This is a genomic window from Streptomyces krungchingensis (assembly GCF_054729265.1).
Genome location: NZ_JBPUKY010000002.1, coordinates 733,388 through 749,510 on the forward strand (window position 1 = coordinate 733,388; position 16,123 = coordinate 749,510).

Consider the following 16,123-nt stretch of genomic DNA (forward strand, 5'->3'; position numbering starts at 1 on the left):
GCTGATCTCGTCGCGGGGCGTGCCGTGCGGCGGCCCTGGCCCACGAGCGGGTTCCGGAGGCTGAGAGGGACGGTCGCCTAGCGCCATGAGCTCAGCGCCTCCTTCAGCGATCGACGCGCCCGGAACAGTCTCCCGCGGACCGTCTGCTCGGTGGCGCCGGTCACCTGGGCGATCTGTGCGTAGGACAGTCCGTGCAGTTCCCGCAGGATCCAGCAGAGCCGCTGCTGCGGTTCCAGGGCGCCGAGCGCGTGGGCCAGTGCGTCGGTGAGTGCGTCCTGTTCGGCTGACCGGACGGGAGAGCTGCGCATGCCGGGGGCGGCGAGTGTGGCCACCGAGTCAAGCGGAACCGGGGCCGGCCGGTGGCGCAGGGAGTTGAGGCAGCGGTTGACGGTGATGCGGTACATCCAGGTGCTGAAGGCCGAGGCGTGACGGAATTCGGGCAGGCGCCTCCAGGCGCTGATGAATGCGTCCTGTACGGCGTCCTCGGCGTCCTGGGCGTTGCCGAGGGTGTGGAAGGCCATGGCGAGCAAGGGGCGGCTGTGGCGGCGTACCAAAGTGGCGAAGGCCTCTTCGTCGCCTTCGCCGGCCCGGGTCGCCAGGATGTCGTCCGGCGTGCCGGGCAGCCGGTCGGCCGGGCTCGGGGGAGAGGGCTGTGGGCGTGGTCCGCGACCGGCGGGGACATGGGTTCGGCGCGGGGAGGCGCTGGCGTTGTGTGTCACGACGGCACCTCCTCCTGGCGGTGTTACGTGTTCCCGTGTTGAGGAATGTGATTCGAGTTCGTGACGATTTGTCCGGCAGGTGTGTCCAACCATGTGACGGGCGCTGTGCCGGTGCCCGCAGCGATGGATCGAGGCGACTGTCATGACGGACACCACCGACCGGCCCTCCACGGGTCAGGGCGGCTCCCGTGGGGCCGCGACCATGCTGAAGGGGCCCACCGGCGCCGGCACCTCACCCGAGACACGGGGGAGAACGACCATCGCCGACGGCGTCGTGGCCAAGATCGCGGGGATGGCGGCCCGCGAAGTGCCCGGGATCCACAACCTCGGTGCGGGCATGGCCCGCGCCATCGGCGCCATGCGCGAACGCGTCCCCGGCGGGGGGACCGGCGGCGTCAGCCGCGGCGTGAAGGTCGAGGTGGGCGAAAGCCAGGCCGCTGTGGACCTCGATGTCGTCGTGGAGTACGGCTACTCCATCGTCGAGGTGGCAGCCGAGGTCCGCGTCAACGTCATCTCCGCCGTGGAACGCATGACCGGCCTGGAGGTCGTCGAGGTCAACCTCGTCATCGACGACGTGAAGCTTCCCGACGAGGAAGAAGAGAGCGAGCCGGCTCAGGGGCGCGTCCAATGACCCGACGGTGGGACAGGTGAGTGAGCGATGAATACGGCAACAGTGGGTCTGGCGGCCGGAATGTCACTGGGTTTCGCCGGCTACTTCGGCGGCTTCTGGGCCTTCCTCCTGGTGGCCGCCCTGGGCGCGGTGGGCCTGGTCGTCGGTCTCGTCCTGCAGGGCGACATGGACGTGTTCACCCGGCGGCAACGAGACATGTCCACCCGGCGGCAAGGGTGAGCGCCACCCCGGCCGCCGGCTCTCCGGAGCACGGGCAGGGCGAGTGCGCGCCCGACGCCCGCCGGCCCCCGCCGCCTGCCGAGCGTGGCGCGACGGTGATACCGGATCGGGTCGTGGCCCGCATCGCCGCTCGTGTCGCGAGGACGGAACTGCACCGGCTCGGCGGCCCGCGAGAGCCGCTCACGGATCTGGCCGCGCCTGGTGTGCGCGTGAGGACGCACGAGGGGACGGCGCACCTCGCGCTGTCGGTGGACCTTCCGTACCCCACGGACATCGCGGACGCCTGTCGGCACCTGCAACGCGAAGTAGCAGACCGGGTGGCCCAGTTGACCGGCCTGGACGTCAGCGACGTCACGTTGATCATCAGACGGCTGGCCACCGCCGATCGGCCGGGCCGCGTCCGGTGACGCCGCCGTCCGATCGCCGCAGAACCGGCAAAGGAGGGTCGCCATGACACCCGACGCCCAAGGGGCTGGTGCCACCGAACGGCCGGGCCGGCACGCTCCCGAGACGCAGCCCTTGCCGCCCGACGACGGGGGTACGAGGTCGCCGCGCCTGTGGTCGCCGCGCCGTGTCCCGGCCGCGCTGGTCGCCGTGGTGACGCTCTGCGTCACGGCGGCGCTTCTGTACGACGTGATCGCGGTGCGCGCCGGACGGCCTGGCGGGGCGTGGCGCACCCGCCTCGCCGACGAGTTGGCCACCCGGCCGGTGGACGACCCTTGGCTGCTGATCGGTGGCGCCGTCGCCGCGGTGCTCGGTCTGTGGCTGCTCGTCCTCGCCTTCACACCCGGCATGCGACGGCTGCTGCCGCTACGGACGCCTGAAGGTTGCGCGGAGGTGGGGGCGTGGCTGAACCGGCGGGGCGCCGAACTGCTGCTGCGGGACGCGGCGTTGCGGGTCCCAGGTGTCAGCCGAGCCCGTGTCCGGGTCGGCCGCCATCGCGTCATCGCCCGTGCGGACGTCCGCTTCCGCGATCCGGAGACCGTCCGCGGAGAACTCGTCCAGGCGTTGCACGAAGAGTGCCGTCAGCTCGCTCTGGCGCGCACGCCGCGGCTGGCGGTCCGCACCCGTCGACCCACCCGTTGAGCCACCCAGGAAGCGTGCCATGAACGGCCGATCCACACTCAACCGTCTCCTCCTGACCGTCAGCGGCCTGGTGCTGCTCGGTGGCGGCCTGCTGGTCCTGGCCGCCGGCCTGGACCTCTACCGCCGGCTCCACCTGGCACCGCCCGCCGGCTGGCCGTTGGCCATGCCCCACGACGTCCTGCTCAGCAGGGCCGACCGCACCCGCTGGAGCGACCAGGGCTGGTGGTGGCCCGCTGTCATCGCCGGCCTCGCCCTGACCGTCGTCCTGGCCCTCCTCTGGCTGCTCGCCCAACTGCGCCGCTACCGCCCCGATTCGGTGGACCTGGGCGGCACGCCTCCACCCGACGACGTCGAACTGCGAGCCGGCGCCCTCAGCCACGCGATCACCACCGAAACACGTGCCCTGACCGACGTCGAGCACGCGAACGCCCACATCGGCGGACGACCGGCGCACCCGCGCCTCCACGTGGCCCTCACACTGACCGAGCACGGCACACCCGGCTCCGCCCTGCGGGCGCTGTGTCTGGGCCCGGTCGCGCACGCACGCGACTGCACCGGAGTGACCCACCTGCCTGCCCGGGCACGTCTCGACGTCGGCAGCCACAAGGCGCGCCGCGTCCGCTAGACGAGTGGTTCACGCCTGGCTGTCGTCCGGCCCGGGCCGGCCGGCCACGCCGACACAAGCCTCATTCCCCTCGGAGTCGGCCAGCACCCAGTTCGACGGCGCGTCGGCATCGTTCACCAGGCGGCCGCCGGCAGCGAGCGCCGCGGCGATCCGAGCCTCGGCCTGGTCGTACGGCACCCAGACGTCGACGTGGACCCGGTTGCGCTGCGGACGTGGTGCGTCCATGTGCTGGAAATAGAACGGTGCCCCGCGCCGGTGAGGGTCGATCAGGTCCTCGCCGCTGTTCGCGCGGTCCTGATACCCGAGCAGGGCACGCCAGAAGGGCACCACGCCGGGACCGGCGAGGGCGTCGACAGTGACTTGGACGGTCTGCACGGCGGACGGGTCAGCCGGGATGTCCAGTGCGCGCGCCACTGCCGAGATCTGCCGGGCCAGCTCGATGTGCCGCTCGGTGAGCCCGTAGTAGTCGTCCGTGACCGTGATCAGCCGTATGGTCACACCCTCGTGCCGCAGGTCGACGTCCGGGTGCCCGTCCCCCACGCCCGGCAACTCGCTGATCGCCTGCACGAACCGGGCGCCGACCGTGAACGACCCGGTGCGGTAGTACGCGCACGCCCCCTCGCCCAGGACACGCCAGTCCTCCAGACCGACGGTCTCGTGGAACTGCCGCGGCCTGACACGCTCGATCCTGCCCTCTGCATAGGTCATGCGCCCAACGTAGCGTTCAGGTCCGACAACTCCCTTCGACCAACCCGTACTTCGGAAGTACTCGTCCAGCGCCAGAGATGAGGCGCCACCGAAGGTATCGGTGACGCCCCTGTGCCGATCGGCAGCTGTGCCTTCGCGCACCCCTCGTTGTCCGGTTCAGCTCGTCAACGCGGCCTGCCCGCGGTCGGCCTTCATCGGGCCTGCGGCGGTCGGCCGGACGTCGAAGTCGAACATGGCGGTGGGTACGTAGAGCGAGCAGCAGGCGTTGGGGATGTCGACGATGCCGCTGATACGTCCCTCTATCGGCGAGGAGCCGAGCAGCAGGTACGCCTGCTCTCCGCTGTAGCCGAACTTCTTGAAGTACTCGACGGCGTTGAGGCAGGCCCGGCGGTAGGCCAGCGTCGCGTCGAGGTAGTAGTTCGTGTCCGTGTCATGGTCCACGGAGATTCCGATGAACGTGAGGAACTCCGTGTACCTCGGCTCGACGTTGCCCGGGATGAACACGGGGTTGGTGGAGATGCCGTACGTCTCCATGCCGCCCTTGATCAGGTCGACGTGGAAGTCGATGAAGCCGCCCATCTCGATGGCGCCGCAGAAGGTGATCTCTCCGTCGCCCTGGCTGAAGTGCAGGTCGCCTCCGGAGAGCTTGGCGTCCTTGACGTGCACGGGGTAGAAGACTCTCGATCCCCGGGTGAAGTTCTTGATGTCGTGGTTGCCTCCGTTCTCACGGGCCGGCACCGTGCGCGCGCCTTCCGCGCAGATGCGCTGCGCGAGATCTCCGGTGGCCGTGCCGGCAAGGGCGTTGGTGGCGTCCGGCGGTACGGCGAGGGGCGGGACACGGTTGGGGTCCGTGTCGATCAGTGCCTTCTCGCGGGCGTTCCAGCGGGCGAGCATCTCGGCGGACGGGGCGGTTCCGAACAACCCGGGGTGGGTGATTCCGGTGAAGCTGATCCCGGGAAGGTGGCGGGAGACGGCCCGCTGCCCGTGGAAGTCCCATACCGCCTTGTAGGCGTCCGGGAAGTAGTCGGTCAGGAAGCCTCCGCCGTTGGCCTTGGCGAAGATGCCGGTATAGCCCCAGCCCTGTCCTGCCGCGTCCCCGGTCTGCTGCGGCACGGGGCCGAGGTCGAGGATGTCGACGACGAGCAGGTCGCCGGGTTCGGCACCCTCCACGCCTATCGGGCCGCTGAGCATGTGGGGGATGGTCAGGTCGATGTCGCGTACGTCGTTCGCGGTGTCGTTGTTCCCGACCTGGCAGTCGGTCCAGTCGCGGCACTCCAGACGGAACTCTGCTCCTGGCTTCACCATGGCGACGGTCGGGACGTCCGGGTGCCACCTGTTGTGACCGGGCACGTCCTGGTCCCGCATCGACTTCGTGTGGTCCACGCTGAAGAGAATTTCAGGCATGGCAACTCCTCATTCTTTGATCCGGTCACGTCGGTGCGCCCACGCTTCCGGCCGGCGGGGCGGGAGAGGTGACGCGGGGCGTCTTCCGGGTGAGCGGCCACAGGGCCGCGAACACGACCACGCCGAAGGCGCCCAGTGCGATGGCGGTCTCGTCGGGGTGCTTCCAGTAGCCGGAGAGCAGCAGGCCCGCCGGGATCACGCCGGTGACCCAGCCTTCGATCGCCGTGACCCAACCGGTATAGACCTTGAGGCTGTCCATCTTGAGACCGAGCAGCAAGAAGAACAGGAACCACAGGAAGGCCCAGTAGAGCCAGATGACCCCGAAGGGATAGTCCTTGAAGAGATGGAAACTGACGTACGAGTACCCCAGGGCGACAATCGCCACGAACAGCGAGTAGTAGCCGACACCGCTGCTGTCGAGACCGATCAGCAGGCCAATACCTACGTAGAGGTAGGTGAAGCCGAACAGGAAGATGCCGGACGCAGCCAGGATCTTCATGCTGTCGTTGTTCGCGGTGAAGATGAGGTAGGTCGGTGTCAGTACCTGCAGTGCGCCTACGAAGAGGTTGAACACCGCTCCCGATCGGGCATCCACCTTCCCGAGGAGCAGCAACCCGTTCATGAAGAGCACCGCGCCGACAAAGAGCAGTCCCACGTTTCCCACGGGGACGCACCTCCTAGGTCCGCGTGGGCGGGGCGGAATCGCGTAGTTGTTGGATTGCGGGCTGCAGATGAGCTGCCGCGAATGTGCCTCAGCAGTGAGCCCGCATGGCGTGATTCCGCATTCTGCGCACCACTACGGGACGACGTCGTTTCGATGTCGTGCGAGACGTTCTGCCTTGTCCACCACCGCCCTCAGGGACGCGGCAACCGCGAGAGTGCGGGGTGAGGGCGCCGTGGCACCCTCTTGCGTGGCGGCACTTCGGAGACTACGGCCGGGGCCTCGCGCGCCTGCTCCTCCTGCACATGGAGGGCGGCGACCGTCTTCGAGGTCAGCGAGAGGCCGGGCGAGGAATACACGCGTCTCGCGATGGCGGCGCAAACAGGGCAACCGTAACCTTGGGGAGCCGTCCCGATCTCCAGCTTCACATCGAACGGCCCGCAACGGCTGCATAGATATTCGTAGGTGGCCATCAGCAGCCTCCGGATTTCGGTGGACGCCAGCCAACCCTGATGTGTTGCGGCGCGCCCGGACGGGCGTATGCCACAGCATGATTCCTAACTTCAAGGATTCGTCTCGTAATTCCGCGTGTCAAGTCAGGGAGGGCTATCCGCAAGCCTGATCGGCTTCCGGCCCTCGATCGGCTGTAATTGCTTCGCTGCGCACGGTGGCCTGACGAGCTCTCAAAGCGAGAGATGCTGCTGGGGCGGGGTCGTTGAGCCGGCAGGAGCGCCGTCCGTGCGCGTCACGGCAGCGCATGAGCGGAGTTCGCCCGTCGGATCCGGCGCAGCACGCTCGTCGTCACCCAGCAGCAACGGCCGCAGTTTCGGCTGCTGCGCGGGACCGGCAGCCCGGCAGCAGAGCTCGTAGGTGGGCTCGTGACGGACTACCGGCGCACGACAACGGTGGTCGTGGCACGGGCGGCAACCGGTGTCGAGCGTCCACGTCGCGAAGGTGGTGAGGTCGCGCAGACGGTGCGGAGCCAGCCCCGGTGCGTAAGGGGCCGCACCCCCGGAACGCGGGCTGCATCCTTATCCATTGGCCCGCCTTCCTATCGAGCTCCGGGGATTGCAGCACCGCCGTCGACTCAATTAAAATTGAAGATCATCGGTACCCGACCGGTTTCTCCGGAACAACGGAACCACCGATGGAGGACGACCATGGCAAAGATCCTTGCGGTGCTCTATCCCGACCCCGTGGACGGTTATCCTCCGGACTACGCCCGCGACCGGATCCCGACCATCACCGGCTATCCGGGCGGTCAGACGACGCCGACCCCACAAGGCCTGGATTTCACTCCGGGGCAGCTCCTCGGCAGCGTCTCGGGAGAACTGGGACTGCGCAGGTTCCTGGAAGACCGCGGCGACACCTATGTCGTCACCAGTGACAAGGAACCACCCGACTCCACTTTGGACCGCGAGCTGCCCGACAGCGATGTGGTCATCTCGCAGCCCTTCTGGCCCGCCTATCTGACCGCCGAGCGGATCGCCTCCGCTCCCCGGCTCAAACTCGCGATCACCGCGGGGATCGGGTCGGACCATGTCGACCTGCCCAGCGCGATCGCCCACGGCATGACGGTGGCGGAGGTGACCTTCAGCAACAGCGTCAGCGTGTCCGAGCACGCCGTCATGCAGATCCTCATCCTGGTGCACAACTTCATGCCCGCCCACGACTGGGTGACCGGCAAGAAGGGCTGGAACATCGCCGACAGCGTCTCGCGCAACTACGACCTCGAAGGCATGGACGTCGGGGTCCTCGGCTCCGGCCGCATCGGCCAGGCGGTACTGCGCCGCCTCAAGCCCTTCGAGGTGAACCTGCACTACTCCGACGTGCACCGGCTGCCCCGGGAGGTCGAGGAGGAACTCGGGCTGATCTGGCATCCTGACGCGCGTTCGCTGGCCGCCTCGGTCGATGTGCTGTCGATCCACGCACCGCTGCATCCGCAGACGCAGAACCTCTTCGACGAAGACATGATCGGTGTCATGAGGCGCGGTTCGTACATCGTCAACACCGCACGCGCGCTGATCGTCGACCGGGACGCCGTGGTGGCGGCCCTCGAGAGCGGTCAGCTGGCCGGCTACGCGGGCGACGTCTGGTACCCGCAGCCGCCACCGCCCGATCATCCTTGGCGCACCATGCCGTTCGAGGCGATGACCCCGCACGTATCCGGTTCGACTCTCTCGGCGCAGGCCCGGTACGCGGCCGGCACCCGCGAGATCCTGGAATGCTGGTTCGCCGGGCGCCCCATCCGCCCGGAGTACCTGATCGTCGACGGCGGAGGGCTTGCCGGAACGGGAGCACGCTCCTACACGGTCGCCGGATAGCGCGTATGAGCCGGAGCGGCACGGTCGCCGCGGACGACGGTGACATTTCGTCCCGCGCCTGACTGTCGGCAATCCAATAATTCCGGCCGGTAACAGCCGACGGACAGTGGACAAGAAAACAACAGAAGATCCATTGGAAGATTCAGCCGAAGATCCATGCGTGGGGCAATGGGTCTTCGGCTGTGTCATGCCTGATCAGCGTCCATGCCTGTCGTGACCCGATTCACTCCGAATCTGCTAGCGATGAGCGATCGGGACCTTTAGCGTGCTTAATAGACAGATTTTCCTATGCGGAGGCGCTGACGCCGCGCATACTGTTTCGCAAGTTGACCAAGGCAAATGCCGGGAAGGTGGATCAGTGAGCAGCATGGACGCCGTGTGGGTACGGGGCGTGAACGGCATTCAGATGCATCACGTGACCGATCTTCAGGATGCCGGCCGATTTCTGGGCAACGCAGCCATGGCGCTGCGGGCCGCACATGTTCGGACCGGCGCCGACCGGTACTCCAGCATCGCCGCCGAGCTGAAGAGCCTGGTGGAGCGCGTGCGGGAGCTGGAGGACGAGGCGCGGTCGAGCATGCACGACCTGCACTCCAACGACCCCGAGCGGTTCGTCCGCTGCAGGGACGGTCACGAGCCGTGGCCCGGTGAGATCCCGGCGGGATTCATCCCGCGCCATACCTGCAAGGACGAGTGCCTCTACCACGACCGTGATGTCCTCGAGGCCATCACGCAGTGCACCTGCGGCCGGCCGCCGTGCCAGGCATGCGAGATCGGCGGAAAGCTCTGACCGAGTAGGTCCGTCGCGAAGCACCACCCGCATGGCGAGAAGTCCTCTCGTTCATGCGGGTGAGTCATTTCAGGTACGTACGCTGAGCCACCGCGTTGTCCCCGACGGTGAACGGCTGCGTACCTTCGCCGAGCGCATCTCCGCGAGCCGTCGCCCCGCATCGGGCGATGACCCGCATGGCGTGGTGGACTCCTGAGCCGCTCACCAGCCGACCACCGGATCCCCCAGTACGCGCGCACCGACCCGATCCGCCAGCCACTGCGCTCGGGGGAGATCGCCGAACTTGGTCATGTGGACAAAGACCGTGTGGTCTCCAGCAGGGCGCTCCCACTCCGCGTCATCACTGTTGAACACGGCCTGCACCCCCTCGTACTGCAAGTTCGCCCGGAGGCCGAGTTCAGGAACGTCCGGCCAGACGCCGGGCCATTCGATGGTGGCCGGCCCGGTGCCGAGGGCGTGAACAAAGGGCCGCTCCATTCCATCCGCCGGCACTTCGACGTCCACGAAGATCGGAAGCAGCGCCTCAAGCTCTCCACTGGCTGTCGGCAACGTGTCCGCCCGGAATCGATGACTCAACCGCTCAGGATCGAACAGTACGCCCTCGGCCTCGTACAGTTCGTCCGGCAACACCCGCACCATGGGCCATACGTCCTCGACTCTCTGCAGCTCGGCCGCCAGACGCACAGTGGGCCTCGACCGTGACATCAACGCCCGCAGACGCTGAGCCACTGCGTACGCTTCCATCGCACTGGGGCCTCTGAAGAGGGGATATGCCTGAGAGTTGCCCACGGCTGCAGGATGTCACATCGCCGACGTGTCCTCAGCACCTGGGCAACGCACAGCTCCCGTCACTGACCATGGGCCTCTTGTGCGGTTCCTCGCCCACACGGTCCACCACGGCGCGCTGGAGTACCGCGGTGGTCTGGATCACGCTGCCGGCCTTGCCGATCACCGTGTCCTCCTTCGTGACATCGCGGAAGCCGAGGAAGGCGTACGTGGACTTGTCGAAGATCCACTCCTGCCGGTCCTCGGCCTGACCGTCCAGAGTGATCGCGACACCGTGCCGGCCCACGGCGTCCACCGCGTCGGGGATCACCGTGGTGCCGGGGATCTGGGCGGCGACACGGTAGAGGAACGCCGTGGTCTGCGGGTCCACGGACTCCTGGAGCATGCCACCGAGATACTCGAAGACCCACGGCATGCTCACCCCGGGGCGCGTGTTCCCCTTGGTGTTCTCCGCGTTGTCCATCTGCCTGCGCCAGTCGGCCTCGATGGCCCGAAGCGCCGCGGCCGGATCGCGCGGAAGGGCGGCCAGGTCCTCGAAGGGGCTCTGCGTGTGCCCGGGTCCTCCGACCGTCCCCTCCCCGGGGCCGGGGAACGCGAAGCGTTCGGGGGCCTCGTCGCCGTACGCCTGGGCGCCGCCCTGGCTCCGCGACCAGGGAATCCACTCCCGGAGGGTCTGCAACTCCGTAAGTTTTCCAGCGACTTTGGAGTACTTCTTGTGCACCTGGCCGTGCTTGTCCGTCCACTTCGCCTGGAGGGGATTGTCCCTTCCGGCGGACACGCTGCGGATGTACACGTACTGGTGGTGGCCGACCTTGACGGCCGGGTCGCGGGAGACCACGGCTGCGGCATTCTCCAGGAGCATCGACGCCTTGGACGGAGCCGGCCGCGCGGTGTCGGCGTGCCGGCTGTGGTCGACGCCGGCGGTGAGCACCACAGCCGCTACGGCGGCCGCGGCAAGCGGGGCGACGACCTGCACCCAGCGCCTCCTTCGACGTCTCCGTGCCGCGACGGCGTCCGCGGCGACGGCCTCCGGGCCGGCCACGGGTACGGTCTGACGGACCTCGCTCATCAGGTGCTCCTTGAGGACGCGCAGGCGGTCACCGGGCAGATCCCGGGCGGCCGGGACCGGCAGCAGCCGGGCCGCGTCCGCGCGCTCAGCGGACTCTGTGGCGTCGAAGCCCTCGTCGTGAGGCGTCTTGGCTTTCATCAGTTCTGCTCCTGGATCGACCGGGCCGCGATCTCGCGGCCACCCTGTTGCTGTCCGGGACGGGCCGCCGGTTCCGTCGTGTCGGAGGCGAGTTCCGCGTCCGTCAATTGCCGCAACCGGCGCCGGGCGCGGGACAGTCGGGAGCGGATCGTGCCGATCGGTACGTCCAGCGCCTCGGCCGCCGCCGCGTAGTCGAGGTCCGCCCACACGCACAGCGCGAACACCTCCCGCTCGCTTCGGCGCAGCCGCCGCAGGGCCCGTTGCGCTGCGGCCAGTCGACCGGCGTCCTCCATCCGCTCGACGATCTCGTCCGCGAAGTCCGGCGATGTGTCGTGCGGCGGGACACGGCTGAGGGCGGCCTGATAGCGGCGAGCGGCCCGCGTGGTGTTGCGCAGCACATTGGTGGCGATGCCCAGCAACCAGGGCAGCAGGCCGTCGCCTTCGGGCCGTACCGTCTCGCGCAGCCGCCATGCCTCCAGAAAGGTCAGCGACACCACGTCCTCGGCCGTCGCCCAGTTCCCGGTGACCCGGACCGCGTACCGGTGCACGGCCCGGGCATGTTCGTCGAATATCGACCCGAAGGCCTCCGGATCACCGGAGCGCAGCCGGGCGCGCAGGGAAAGTTCCACGTCTGATCCTGTCCGTGCGTGCCGTCGGGTTCCCCGAGATCGCCGTGACTCAGGTCACAGCGGTGGGTTGTGGGAAATGCGGTGCAACTCCGGTCGCGAAGAGTGCAGTTGTGCCCCATGAGAACTTGGCGAAGCCGAGGCCTGCAGCTGACCTGCGAGGTCACGCCGGCGCAGCTGGGGGCTCCTCGGGACGGCGTCGGACGTGACCCCAGCGGAAGTTGCCCAGGCGCGGGGCGCCCGCACGCGGCAGGAGTCGATCACCGTCCGTGACCGGTCCAGCCTCTTCCGCGGCCGCGCTTCTTCAGCGCTAGTACGCGCAACTGGTCGGCCGTGGACGCCGAGTCGAGCCTTCGATCCGGCAAGGCCGACGGCCAGGCGGGGTGGCGGGTTGTTCCTCGCGGGGAATGCCTCACTGTCCGCCGAGTCGGACCGCGACGATCACGTACAGGGTCGCGGACACCGTCACGAGCAGAAAGGCGAGGACCGTGTGAGCCATGAGCCCTCGCTGGGGAGCGAGGCCCAGGTATGTCCGGGCCGCACGGCTCACCCGGGGTCCCGGGACACCGTGCGCGGAGTTGGCATCCGCCTTCTCGATCGCTCGGCGAAGCTTCCTGCGGCTTCTCTCGGTCGTGACGCCCAGGCGGACACCATGGCTGTCGCGCACCACCAGGGTGCGGTACGTCCTGCCGTACGAAAAGGTCGTCAGCAGTCGTACGCCGGCGATCCGGTTCAGGTCGACGGACCGTTCGCCGGTCAGGGTGTGCGCGGTCAGACGTGACGACGTGTGTCGAAACGGGGCGCGTTCCTCGCACAGCGTGGGGAGCATGACGAAGCCGCCGATCCCGGTCAGCAGACCGAGAAAGATCGGTGTGCTTTCCGGGACTGCCCCGATCCGGGCCAGTCCGTAGCCGCCGAAGGGCAGCAGAAGGACCGCGACCGCCAGAGCCGCTCCCGTCCGCGCACGCGCCACGCTGCGGGTTGTGCTTGCTTCCACTGAACGCCCCCCCGTTTCTGTCGGCGCCTGCACCAGCATGCAGGTGCAGGAAGTCAGTGTGGGGCAAACGTCGAATCCGTGGGGCAGCGCGCAATCCTGGACCCGCGCCGCGCCTGGACGAACGTCCCGGCGCGGCCGGTGTGGGTCAGACGTTGGCGTAGCCGGGGATGCCGGCCTTGATGCGCTCCATTTCGCGTTCGTCGGAGATGCCCTGGAAATCGTGGCGGGGGGTGTAGGGGGCTTCCAGGCGGAGGGCTTCTTCGTCGGTGAGGTCGAGGTCGAGGGAGGCGACGGCGTCGTCGATCTGCTGGATCGTCCGCGCGCCGACCAGCGGGGCGGCAACGACGGGGTTGCGGCGCAGCCAGGCGAGGGCGACCTGGGCTCGGGTGACGCCGTGCGCGTCGGCGATCGCGCCGACCTCGTCGAGGATCTTCTGGTCGCTGTCCGCGTCGGCCTTGTAGAGCATGTCGGCGTAAGCGCCGTCGGTGGAGGCGCGCCGGGTGGTGTTCGCCTGGTCGGCGGGGCGGGCGAGGCGGCCGCGCGCGAGCGGGCTCCACACCATGGTGGCGACGCCCTCGTCGGCGCAGAGCGGGAGCATCTCTCGCTCTTCTTCGCGGGCGAGGAGGTTGTAGTGGTTCTGCATCGTGACGAAGCGGGCCCAGCCGTGGCGCTCCTGGAGGTGGAGCGCCTTGGCGAACTGCCAGGCGTGCATGGAGGAGGCGCCGAGGTAGCGGGCCTTGCCGGCCTTCACCACGTCGTTGAGGGCCTCCAGCGTCTCCTCCAGCGGCGTCTCGTTGTCGAGGCGGTGGATCATGTAGACGTCCACGTGGTCGGTGCCCAGGCGGCGCAGGCTGTTGTCGATCTCGGCCATGATCGCCTTGCGGGACAGGCCGCCGCCGTTCGGGCTGCCGGGGCGCATGGCGTGGCGGATCTTGGTGGTGATGACGACGTCGTCACGGTTCGCGAAATCCCTCAGGGCGCGTCCCAGGATCTCCTCGCTCGAGCCGTAGGAGTACATGTTCGCGGTGTCGAAGAAGTTGATGCCCGCCTCGAGGGCGTGCTTGATCAGTGGGCGGCTGGCCTCTTCGTCCAGGGACCAGACGGGGTGGCCGCGGTCGGGTTCGCCGTAGGTCATGGCGCCGATGGCGACGGGGGAGACGTCGAGGCCGGTGCGACCGAGCTTGATGTAGCGCACGGAAGGGCTCCTACAATGGGAGAACGGAACAACCGGAGAACTCTCCGAATGACGCTCGCGACGTTAACGGAGACCTCTCCGGATCGCAAGCGGGCGACTGTCCGCAGGTAGGAGGAGCCATGCCCGAGGCCGCGCCGCAGCGCGCTGACGCGCTGAAGAACCGGGAGGTGATCCTCACCGTCGCCCACGACGTGCTCGCCGAGTCCCCGGACGCCTCGCTGAACTCGATCGCCAAGCGCGCGGGCGTCGGCCCCGGCACGCTCTATCGGCACTTCCCCACCCGTGAGGCACTGATCCTCGAGGTCTACCGGCACGACATCGGCCGCCTCGTCGGCTCCGTGACGGAGGTGCTCGCCACGCACACTCCGTTGGACGCGCTGCGGGAGTGGTTCACCCTCCTCACCGGCTATGTGCGCATCAAGCACGGCCTGGGAGAAGCACTGCACTCCGCCGCGGCCGAGGAAGTCATCAGCGCCTCCTGGCCCCCGGTGACCGCCGCCGTCCGACAGCTCCTCGACGCCTGCGAGCAGGCCGGTGAGGTGCGCCCCGGCATCGACCCGGTCGACGTCGTCATGCTCTTGAGCTGCCTGTGGCGTACGCCGAACAGTCCGGAGGGCATCGCCCAGGCCGGCCGCCTGATGGAGCTGGCGATCGACGGCTTCCGGCCGTAGGGCGCCGCACACCGATTGCGGTCCTGTTCCATCGAGTGCATGCGGTGCATGCGCTGCATGCGGTGCATCGGTGGCGAGATCAGGGCCGAGGTCCTGAGCGACCGTCGGTGTGGCGTGTGCGGGTCATCCTCTTCTCGGGCGGCCGGGACAGGAACGCTGTCACGGGGAAAACCGCTCCGGGCGGAAGTCCGCAAGCATCTCGGCCCTCTTCCCGGTGAGGATCTCCGAAGCCAGCAGCCGGCCGATCACCGGCCCGAGCGTGATGCCGCTGTGGGAAACCGCCTCGTAGTAGCCGGGTACAGAAGGCAACGCTCCCACCGAGGGGAATCCGTCGGCCGGGATGGGCCGGTAGGCTACCCGTGTCTGTGCGATGCGGGAGTCGCCGAGTTCCGGAATGACACGCTGCGCCGATTCGTGGAGCAGTCGTGCGAGTTCCGCAGGCTCTTCACCTGCGTCGATGAGTGCGTCGATTTCGCGGCTGTGGAGGACCATCGACGTATCTCCGTCGGGACGGATCTCGATGTGGGGCGCGTGCATGGCCCGGTGAACCGGCACCTGAGCGCAGTGGATCCGGGTGATGGCGCCGGGTTCGCGGCGCATCGGCAGGTGCCGTGTGACGAGCCCGGCGACCTGGGAGGCGCCGGGTCCGGCTGCGTTCACGACGGCGTCGACGTCGATACGGCTCCCGTCCGACAGAGTCACTGTCCGGACGGTCCCATCGGTGGCGATGCCGATGTCGCGGACCGCCGTGCCGGACCGGCGTCCGGCACCGGACTCGACGGCTCGGCCGACCAGGCGGCCGACGAGATGCCGGCCGTGCACCCACGCTTCGTCGGGGTAGAACAGGACCGGAGTCTTGCCGGGTACGCCGAGAGCAGGTTCGAGGCGACGGCGCACCTCGTCCCCCGTGCGCACCTCGACCCTGTAGTCCCAACTGGCCAGCAGCTCGGCTGTCTTCAGGAACTTCGCCTCCGCCGCGGGATCGTCGGCCCAGCGCAGGTGGCCGCCGGGATGCCACCACGAGTCCGGTCCGATGGTCTCCGCAAGCTCACGGTGGGCCGCCATGCCCGCAACGTTCAGGTCGAAGTAGGACCTGCGCGCGGTCTTGTTACTGGCGTTGACCCACGAGAAGGACCAGTTGGTGACCCCTTCACCCGGCTCGCCCGCGTCGATGAAGACCACATCGGCCCCGTACCGCGACAAGTTCCAGCCCACACAGGCTCCGAGGACGCCCACTCCGATGACGGCAACACGCATAGGCCGCTGTGCGGACCCGACGCTCATGATCGCCCCCGGTCACTGATCATCGTCGATGTTCTCGGACCCCGGCACCCACTGCCAAGCAGAGTACGCCTACGGCGAAGGCGACGGCACGGGGTCTTCGTCGGGCGACGCCGACAACTCTTCTACGCCGACACGGAGATCGGGGCACTGTCTGGCCGAGGTGATTGCATCCCTCCCCCCGGCGGCGGTC

General features: G+C 68.5%; 19 protein-coding genes. 8 read left to right on the forward strand and 11 right to left on the reverse strand.

Annotated features, from left to right (window positions below):
• Positions 1–77: 77 nt before the first annotated feature.
• On the reverse strand, positions 78–719 hold the full coding sequence (locus ACSYGO_RS43990; RefSeq protein ID WP_426675006.1) for an RNA polymerase sigma factor: 642 nt from the start codon (positions 717–719) through the stop codon (positions 78–80).
• Positions 720–861: 142 nt separating this feature from the next.
• On the opposite strand from ACSYGO_RS43990, the gene ACSYGO_RS43995 reads away from it, so the two are divergent.
• The 5 genes from ACSYGO_RS43995 to ACSYGO_RS44015 all read left to right on the forward strand — a co-directional run bounded on the left by ACSYGO_RS43995 (position 862) and on the right by ACSYGO_RS44015 (position 3,280).
• Entirely contained in the window at positions 862–1,350 is a 489-nt protein-coding gene (locus ACSYGO_RS43995; protein WP_435222081.1) for an Asp23/Gls24 family envelope stress response protein, read from the forward strand.
• A gap of 27 nt (positions 1,351–1,377) precedes the next feature.
• Complete coding sequence (locus tag ACSYGO_RS44000) at positions 1,378–1,569, forward strand: hypothetical protein (RefSeq protein WP_426675004.1); 192 nt, start codon at positions 1,378–1,380, stop codon at positions 1,567–1,569.
• 209 nt (positions 1,570–1,778) lie between these two features.
• Positions 1,779–1,976 carry an Asp23/Gls24 family envelope stress response protein gene (locus ACSYGO_RS44005; protein ID WP_426675003.1) on the forward strand — a complete coding sequence of 66 codons (198 nt, stop codon included), beginning with the start codon at positions 1,779–1,781 and terminating at the stop codon, positions 1,974–1,976.
• 43 nt (positions 1,977–2,019) lie between these two features.
• Positions 2,020–2,655 (forward strand): DUF6286 domain-containing protein, encoded by a 636-nt coding sequence (locus tag ACSYGO_RS44010; RefSeq protein WP_460390164.1) that lies wholly within the window; start codon positions 2,020–2,022, stop codon positions 2,653–2,655.
• Between the two features lie 19 nt (positions 2,656–2,674).
• Entirely contained in the window at positions 2,675–3,280 is a 606-nt protein-coding gene (locus ACSYGO_RS44015; protein WP_460390165.1) for an alkaline shock response membrane anchor protein AmaP, read from the forward strand.
• 9 nt (positions 3,281–3,289) lie between these two features.
• Here ACSYGO_RS44015 and ACSYGO_RS44020 read toward each other — a convergent pair whose 3' ends face one another.
• From ACSYGO_RS44020 to ACSYGO_RS44035, 4 genes are all read right to left on the reverse strand, one after another.
• Positions 3,290–3,988: a VOC family protein gene (locus ACSYGO_RS44020; protein WP_460390166.1), complete on the reverse strand. Its 699-nt coding sequence runs from the start codon at positions 3,986–3,988 to the stop codon at positions 3,290–3,292.
• Between the two features lie 156 nt (positions 3,989–4,144).
• Positions 4,145–5,392, reverse strand: a complete 1,248-nt coding sequence (fmdA, locus tag ACSYGO_RS44025; RefSeq protein WP_435222091.1) for a formamidase — start codon at positions 5,390–5,392, stop codon at positions 4,145–4,147.
• Between the two features lie 25 nt (positions 5,393–5,417).
• A complete protein-coding gene (locus ACSYGO_RS44030) occupies positions 5,418–6,056 on the reverse strand; it encodes an AmiS/UreI family transporter (protein ID WP_426674998.1) in 639 nt (212 codons plus the stop codon).
• A 191-nt stretch (positions 6,057–6,247) separates the two neighbouring features.
• Positions 6,248–6,526, reverse strand: a complete 279-nt coding sequence (locus ACSYGO_RS44035; protein WP_426674997.1) for an FmdB family zinc ribbon protein — start codon at positions 6,524–6,526, stop codon at positions 6,248–6,250.
• A 687-nt stretch (positions 6,527–7,213) separates the two neighbouring features.
• Between ACSYGO_RS44035 and ACSYGO_RS44040 the strand changes: the two genes are divergently transcribed.
• Both ACSYGO_RS44040 and ACSYGO_RS44045 read left to right on the forward strand, forming a co-directional pair.
• Positions 7,214–8,377: an NAD-dependent formate dehydrogenase gene (locus ACSYGO_RS44040; RefSeq protein ID WP_460390167.1), complete on the forward strand. Its 1,164-nt coding sequence runs from the start codon at positions 7,214–7,216 to the stop codon at positions 8,375–8,377.
• Between the two features lie 367 nt (positions 8,378–8,744).
• Positions 8,745–9,167, forward strand: coding sequence for a hypothetical protein (locus tag ACSYGO_RS44045; RefSeq protein WP_426675384.1), 423 nt, complete (start codon positions 8,745–8,747; stop codon positions 9,165–9,167).
• Positions 9,168–9,368: 201 nt separating this feature from the next.
• Here ACSYGO_RS44045 and ACSYGO_RS44050 read toward each other — a convergent pair whose 3' ends face one another.
• From ACSYGO_RS44050 to ACSYGO_RS44070, 5 genes are all read right to left on the reverse strand, one after another.
• Positions 9,369–9,806 (reverse strand): hypothetical protein, encoded by a 438-nt coding sequence (locus ACSYGO_RS44050; protein ID WP_426674995.1) that lies wholly within the window; start codon positions 9,804–9,806, stop codon positions 9,369–9,371.
• Between the two features lie 181 nt (positions 9,807–9,987).
• On the reverse strand, positions 9,988–11,160 hold the full coding sequence (locus ACSYGO_RS44055) for a CU044_5270 family protein (protein ID WP_460390168.1): 1,173 nt from the start codon (positions 11,158–11,160) through the stop codon (positions 9,988–9,990).
• Positions 11,160–11,789 (reverse strand): RNA polymerase sigma factor, encoded by a 630-nt coding sequence (locus tag ACSYGO_RS44060; protein WP_460390169.1) that lies wholly within the window; start codon positions 11,787–11,789, stop codon positions 11,160–11,162. Before ACSYGO_RS44060 ends, ACSYGO_RS44055 begins: the two co-directional genes overlap by 1 nt.
• 409 nt (positions 11,790–12,198) lie before the next feature.
• Positions 12,199–12,783: a hypothetical protein gene (locus tag ACSYGO_RS44065; RefSeq protein ID WP_460390170.1), complete on the reverse strand. Its 585-nt coding sequence runs from the start codon at positions 12,781–12,783 to the stop codon at positions 12,199–12,201.
• Between the two features lie 145 nt (positions 12,784–12,928).
• Positions 12,929–13,978: an aldo/keto reductase gene (locus ACSYGO_RS44070; protein WP_432172729.1), complete on the reverse strand. Its 1,050-nt coding sequence runs from the start codon at positions 13,976–13,978 to the stop codon at positions 12,929–12,931.
• Positions 13,979–14,097: 119 nt separating this feature from the next.
• Here ACSYGO_RS44070 and ACSYGO_RS44075 point away from each other — a divergent pair, with 119 nt between their 5' ends.
• Entirely contained in the window at positions 14,098–14,649 is a 552-nt protein-coding gene (locus ACSYGO_RS44075; protein ID WP_432186481.1) for a TetR/AcrR family transcriptional regulator, read from the forward strand.
• Positions 14,650–14,808: 159 nt separating this feature from the next.
• On the opposite strand, the gene ACSYGO_RS44080 is transcribed toward ACSYGO_RS44075, so the two are convergent.
• Complete coding sequence (locus ACSYGO_RS44080) at positions 14,809–15,906, reverse strand: NAD(P)/FAD-dependent oxidoreductase (RefSeq protein ID WP_460390172.1); 1,098 nt, start codon at positions 15,904–15,906, stop codon at positions 14,809–14,811.
• Positions 15,907–16,123: the final 217 nt, after the last annotated feature.

Bases quoted from the DNA above. Each gene is read 5' to 3' on its own strand.
- ACSYGO_RS44075 (WP_432186481.1), top strand. From the start codon at position 14,098: ATGCCCGAGGCCGCGCCGCAGCGCGCTGACGCGCTGAAGAACCGGGAG.
- fmdA (WP_435222091.1), bottom strand. From the start codon at position 5,392: ATGCCTGAAATTCTCTTCAGCGTGGACCACACGAAGTCGATGCGGGAC.
- ACSYGO_RS44080 (WP_460390172.1), bottom strand. From the start codon at position 15,906: ATGCGTGTTGCCGTCATCGGAGTGGGCGTCCTCGGAGCCTGTGTGGGC.
- ACSYGO_RS44010 (WP_460390164.1), top strand. From the start codon at position 2,020: ATGACACCCGACGCCCAAGGGGCTGGTGCCACCGAACGGCCGGGCCGG.
- ACSYGO_RS43995 (WP_435222081.1), top strand. From the start codon at position 862: ATGACGGACACCACCGACCGGCCCTCCACGGGTCAGGGCGGCTCCCGT.
- ACSYGO_RS44020 (WP_460390166.1), bottom strand. From the start codon at position 3,988: ATGACCTATGCAGAGGGCAGGATCGAGCGTGTCAGGCCGCGGCAGTTC.
- ACSYGO_RS44050 (WP_426674995.1), bottom strand. From the start codon at position 9,806: ATGGTGCGGGTGTTGCCGGACGAACTGTACGAGGCCGAGGGCGTACTG.
- ACSYGO_RS44045 (WP_426675384.1), top strand. From the start codon at position 8,745: ATGGACGCCGTGTGGGTACGGGGCGTGAACGGCATTCAGATGCATCAC.
- ACSYGO_RS44000 (WP_426675004.1), top strand. From the start codon at position 1,378: ATGAATACGGCAACAGTGGGTCTGGCGGCCGGAATGTCACTGGGTTTC.
- ACSYGO_RS44015 (WP_460390165.1), top strand. From the start codon at position 2,675: ATGAACGGCCGATCCACACTCAACCGTCTCCTCCTGACCGTCAGCGGC.
- ACSYGO_RS44035 (WP_426674997.1), bottom strand. From the start codon at position 6,526: ATGGCCACCTACGAATATCTATGCAGCCGTTGCGGGCCGTTCGATGTG.
- ACSYGO_RS44055 (WP_460390168.1), bottom strand. From the start codon at position 11,160: ATGAAAGCCAAGACGCCTCACGACGAGGGCTTCGACGCCACAGAGTCC.
- ACSYGO_RS44040 (WP_460390167.1), top strand. From the start codon at position 7,214: ATGGCAAAGATCCTTGCGGTGCTCTATCCCGACCCCGTGGACGGTTAT.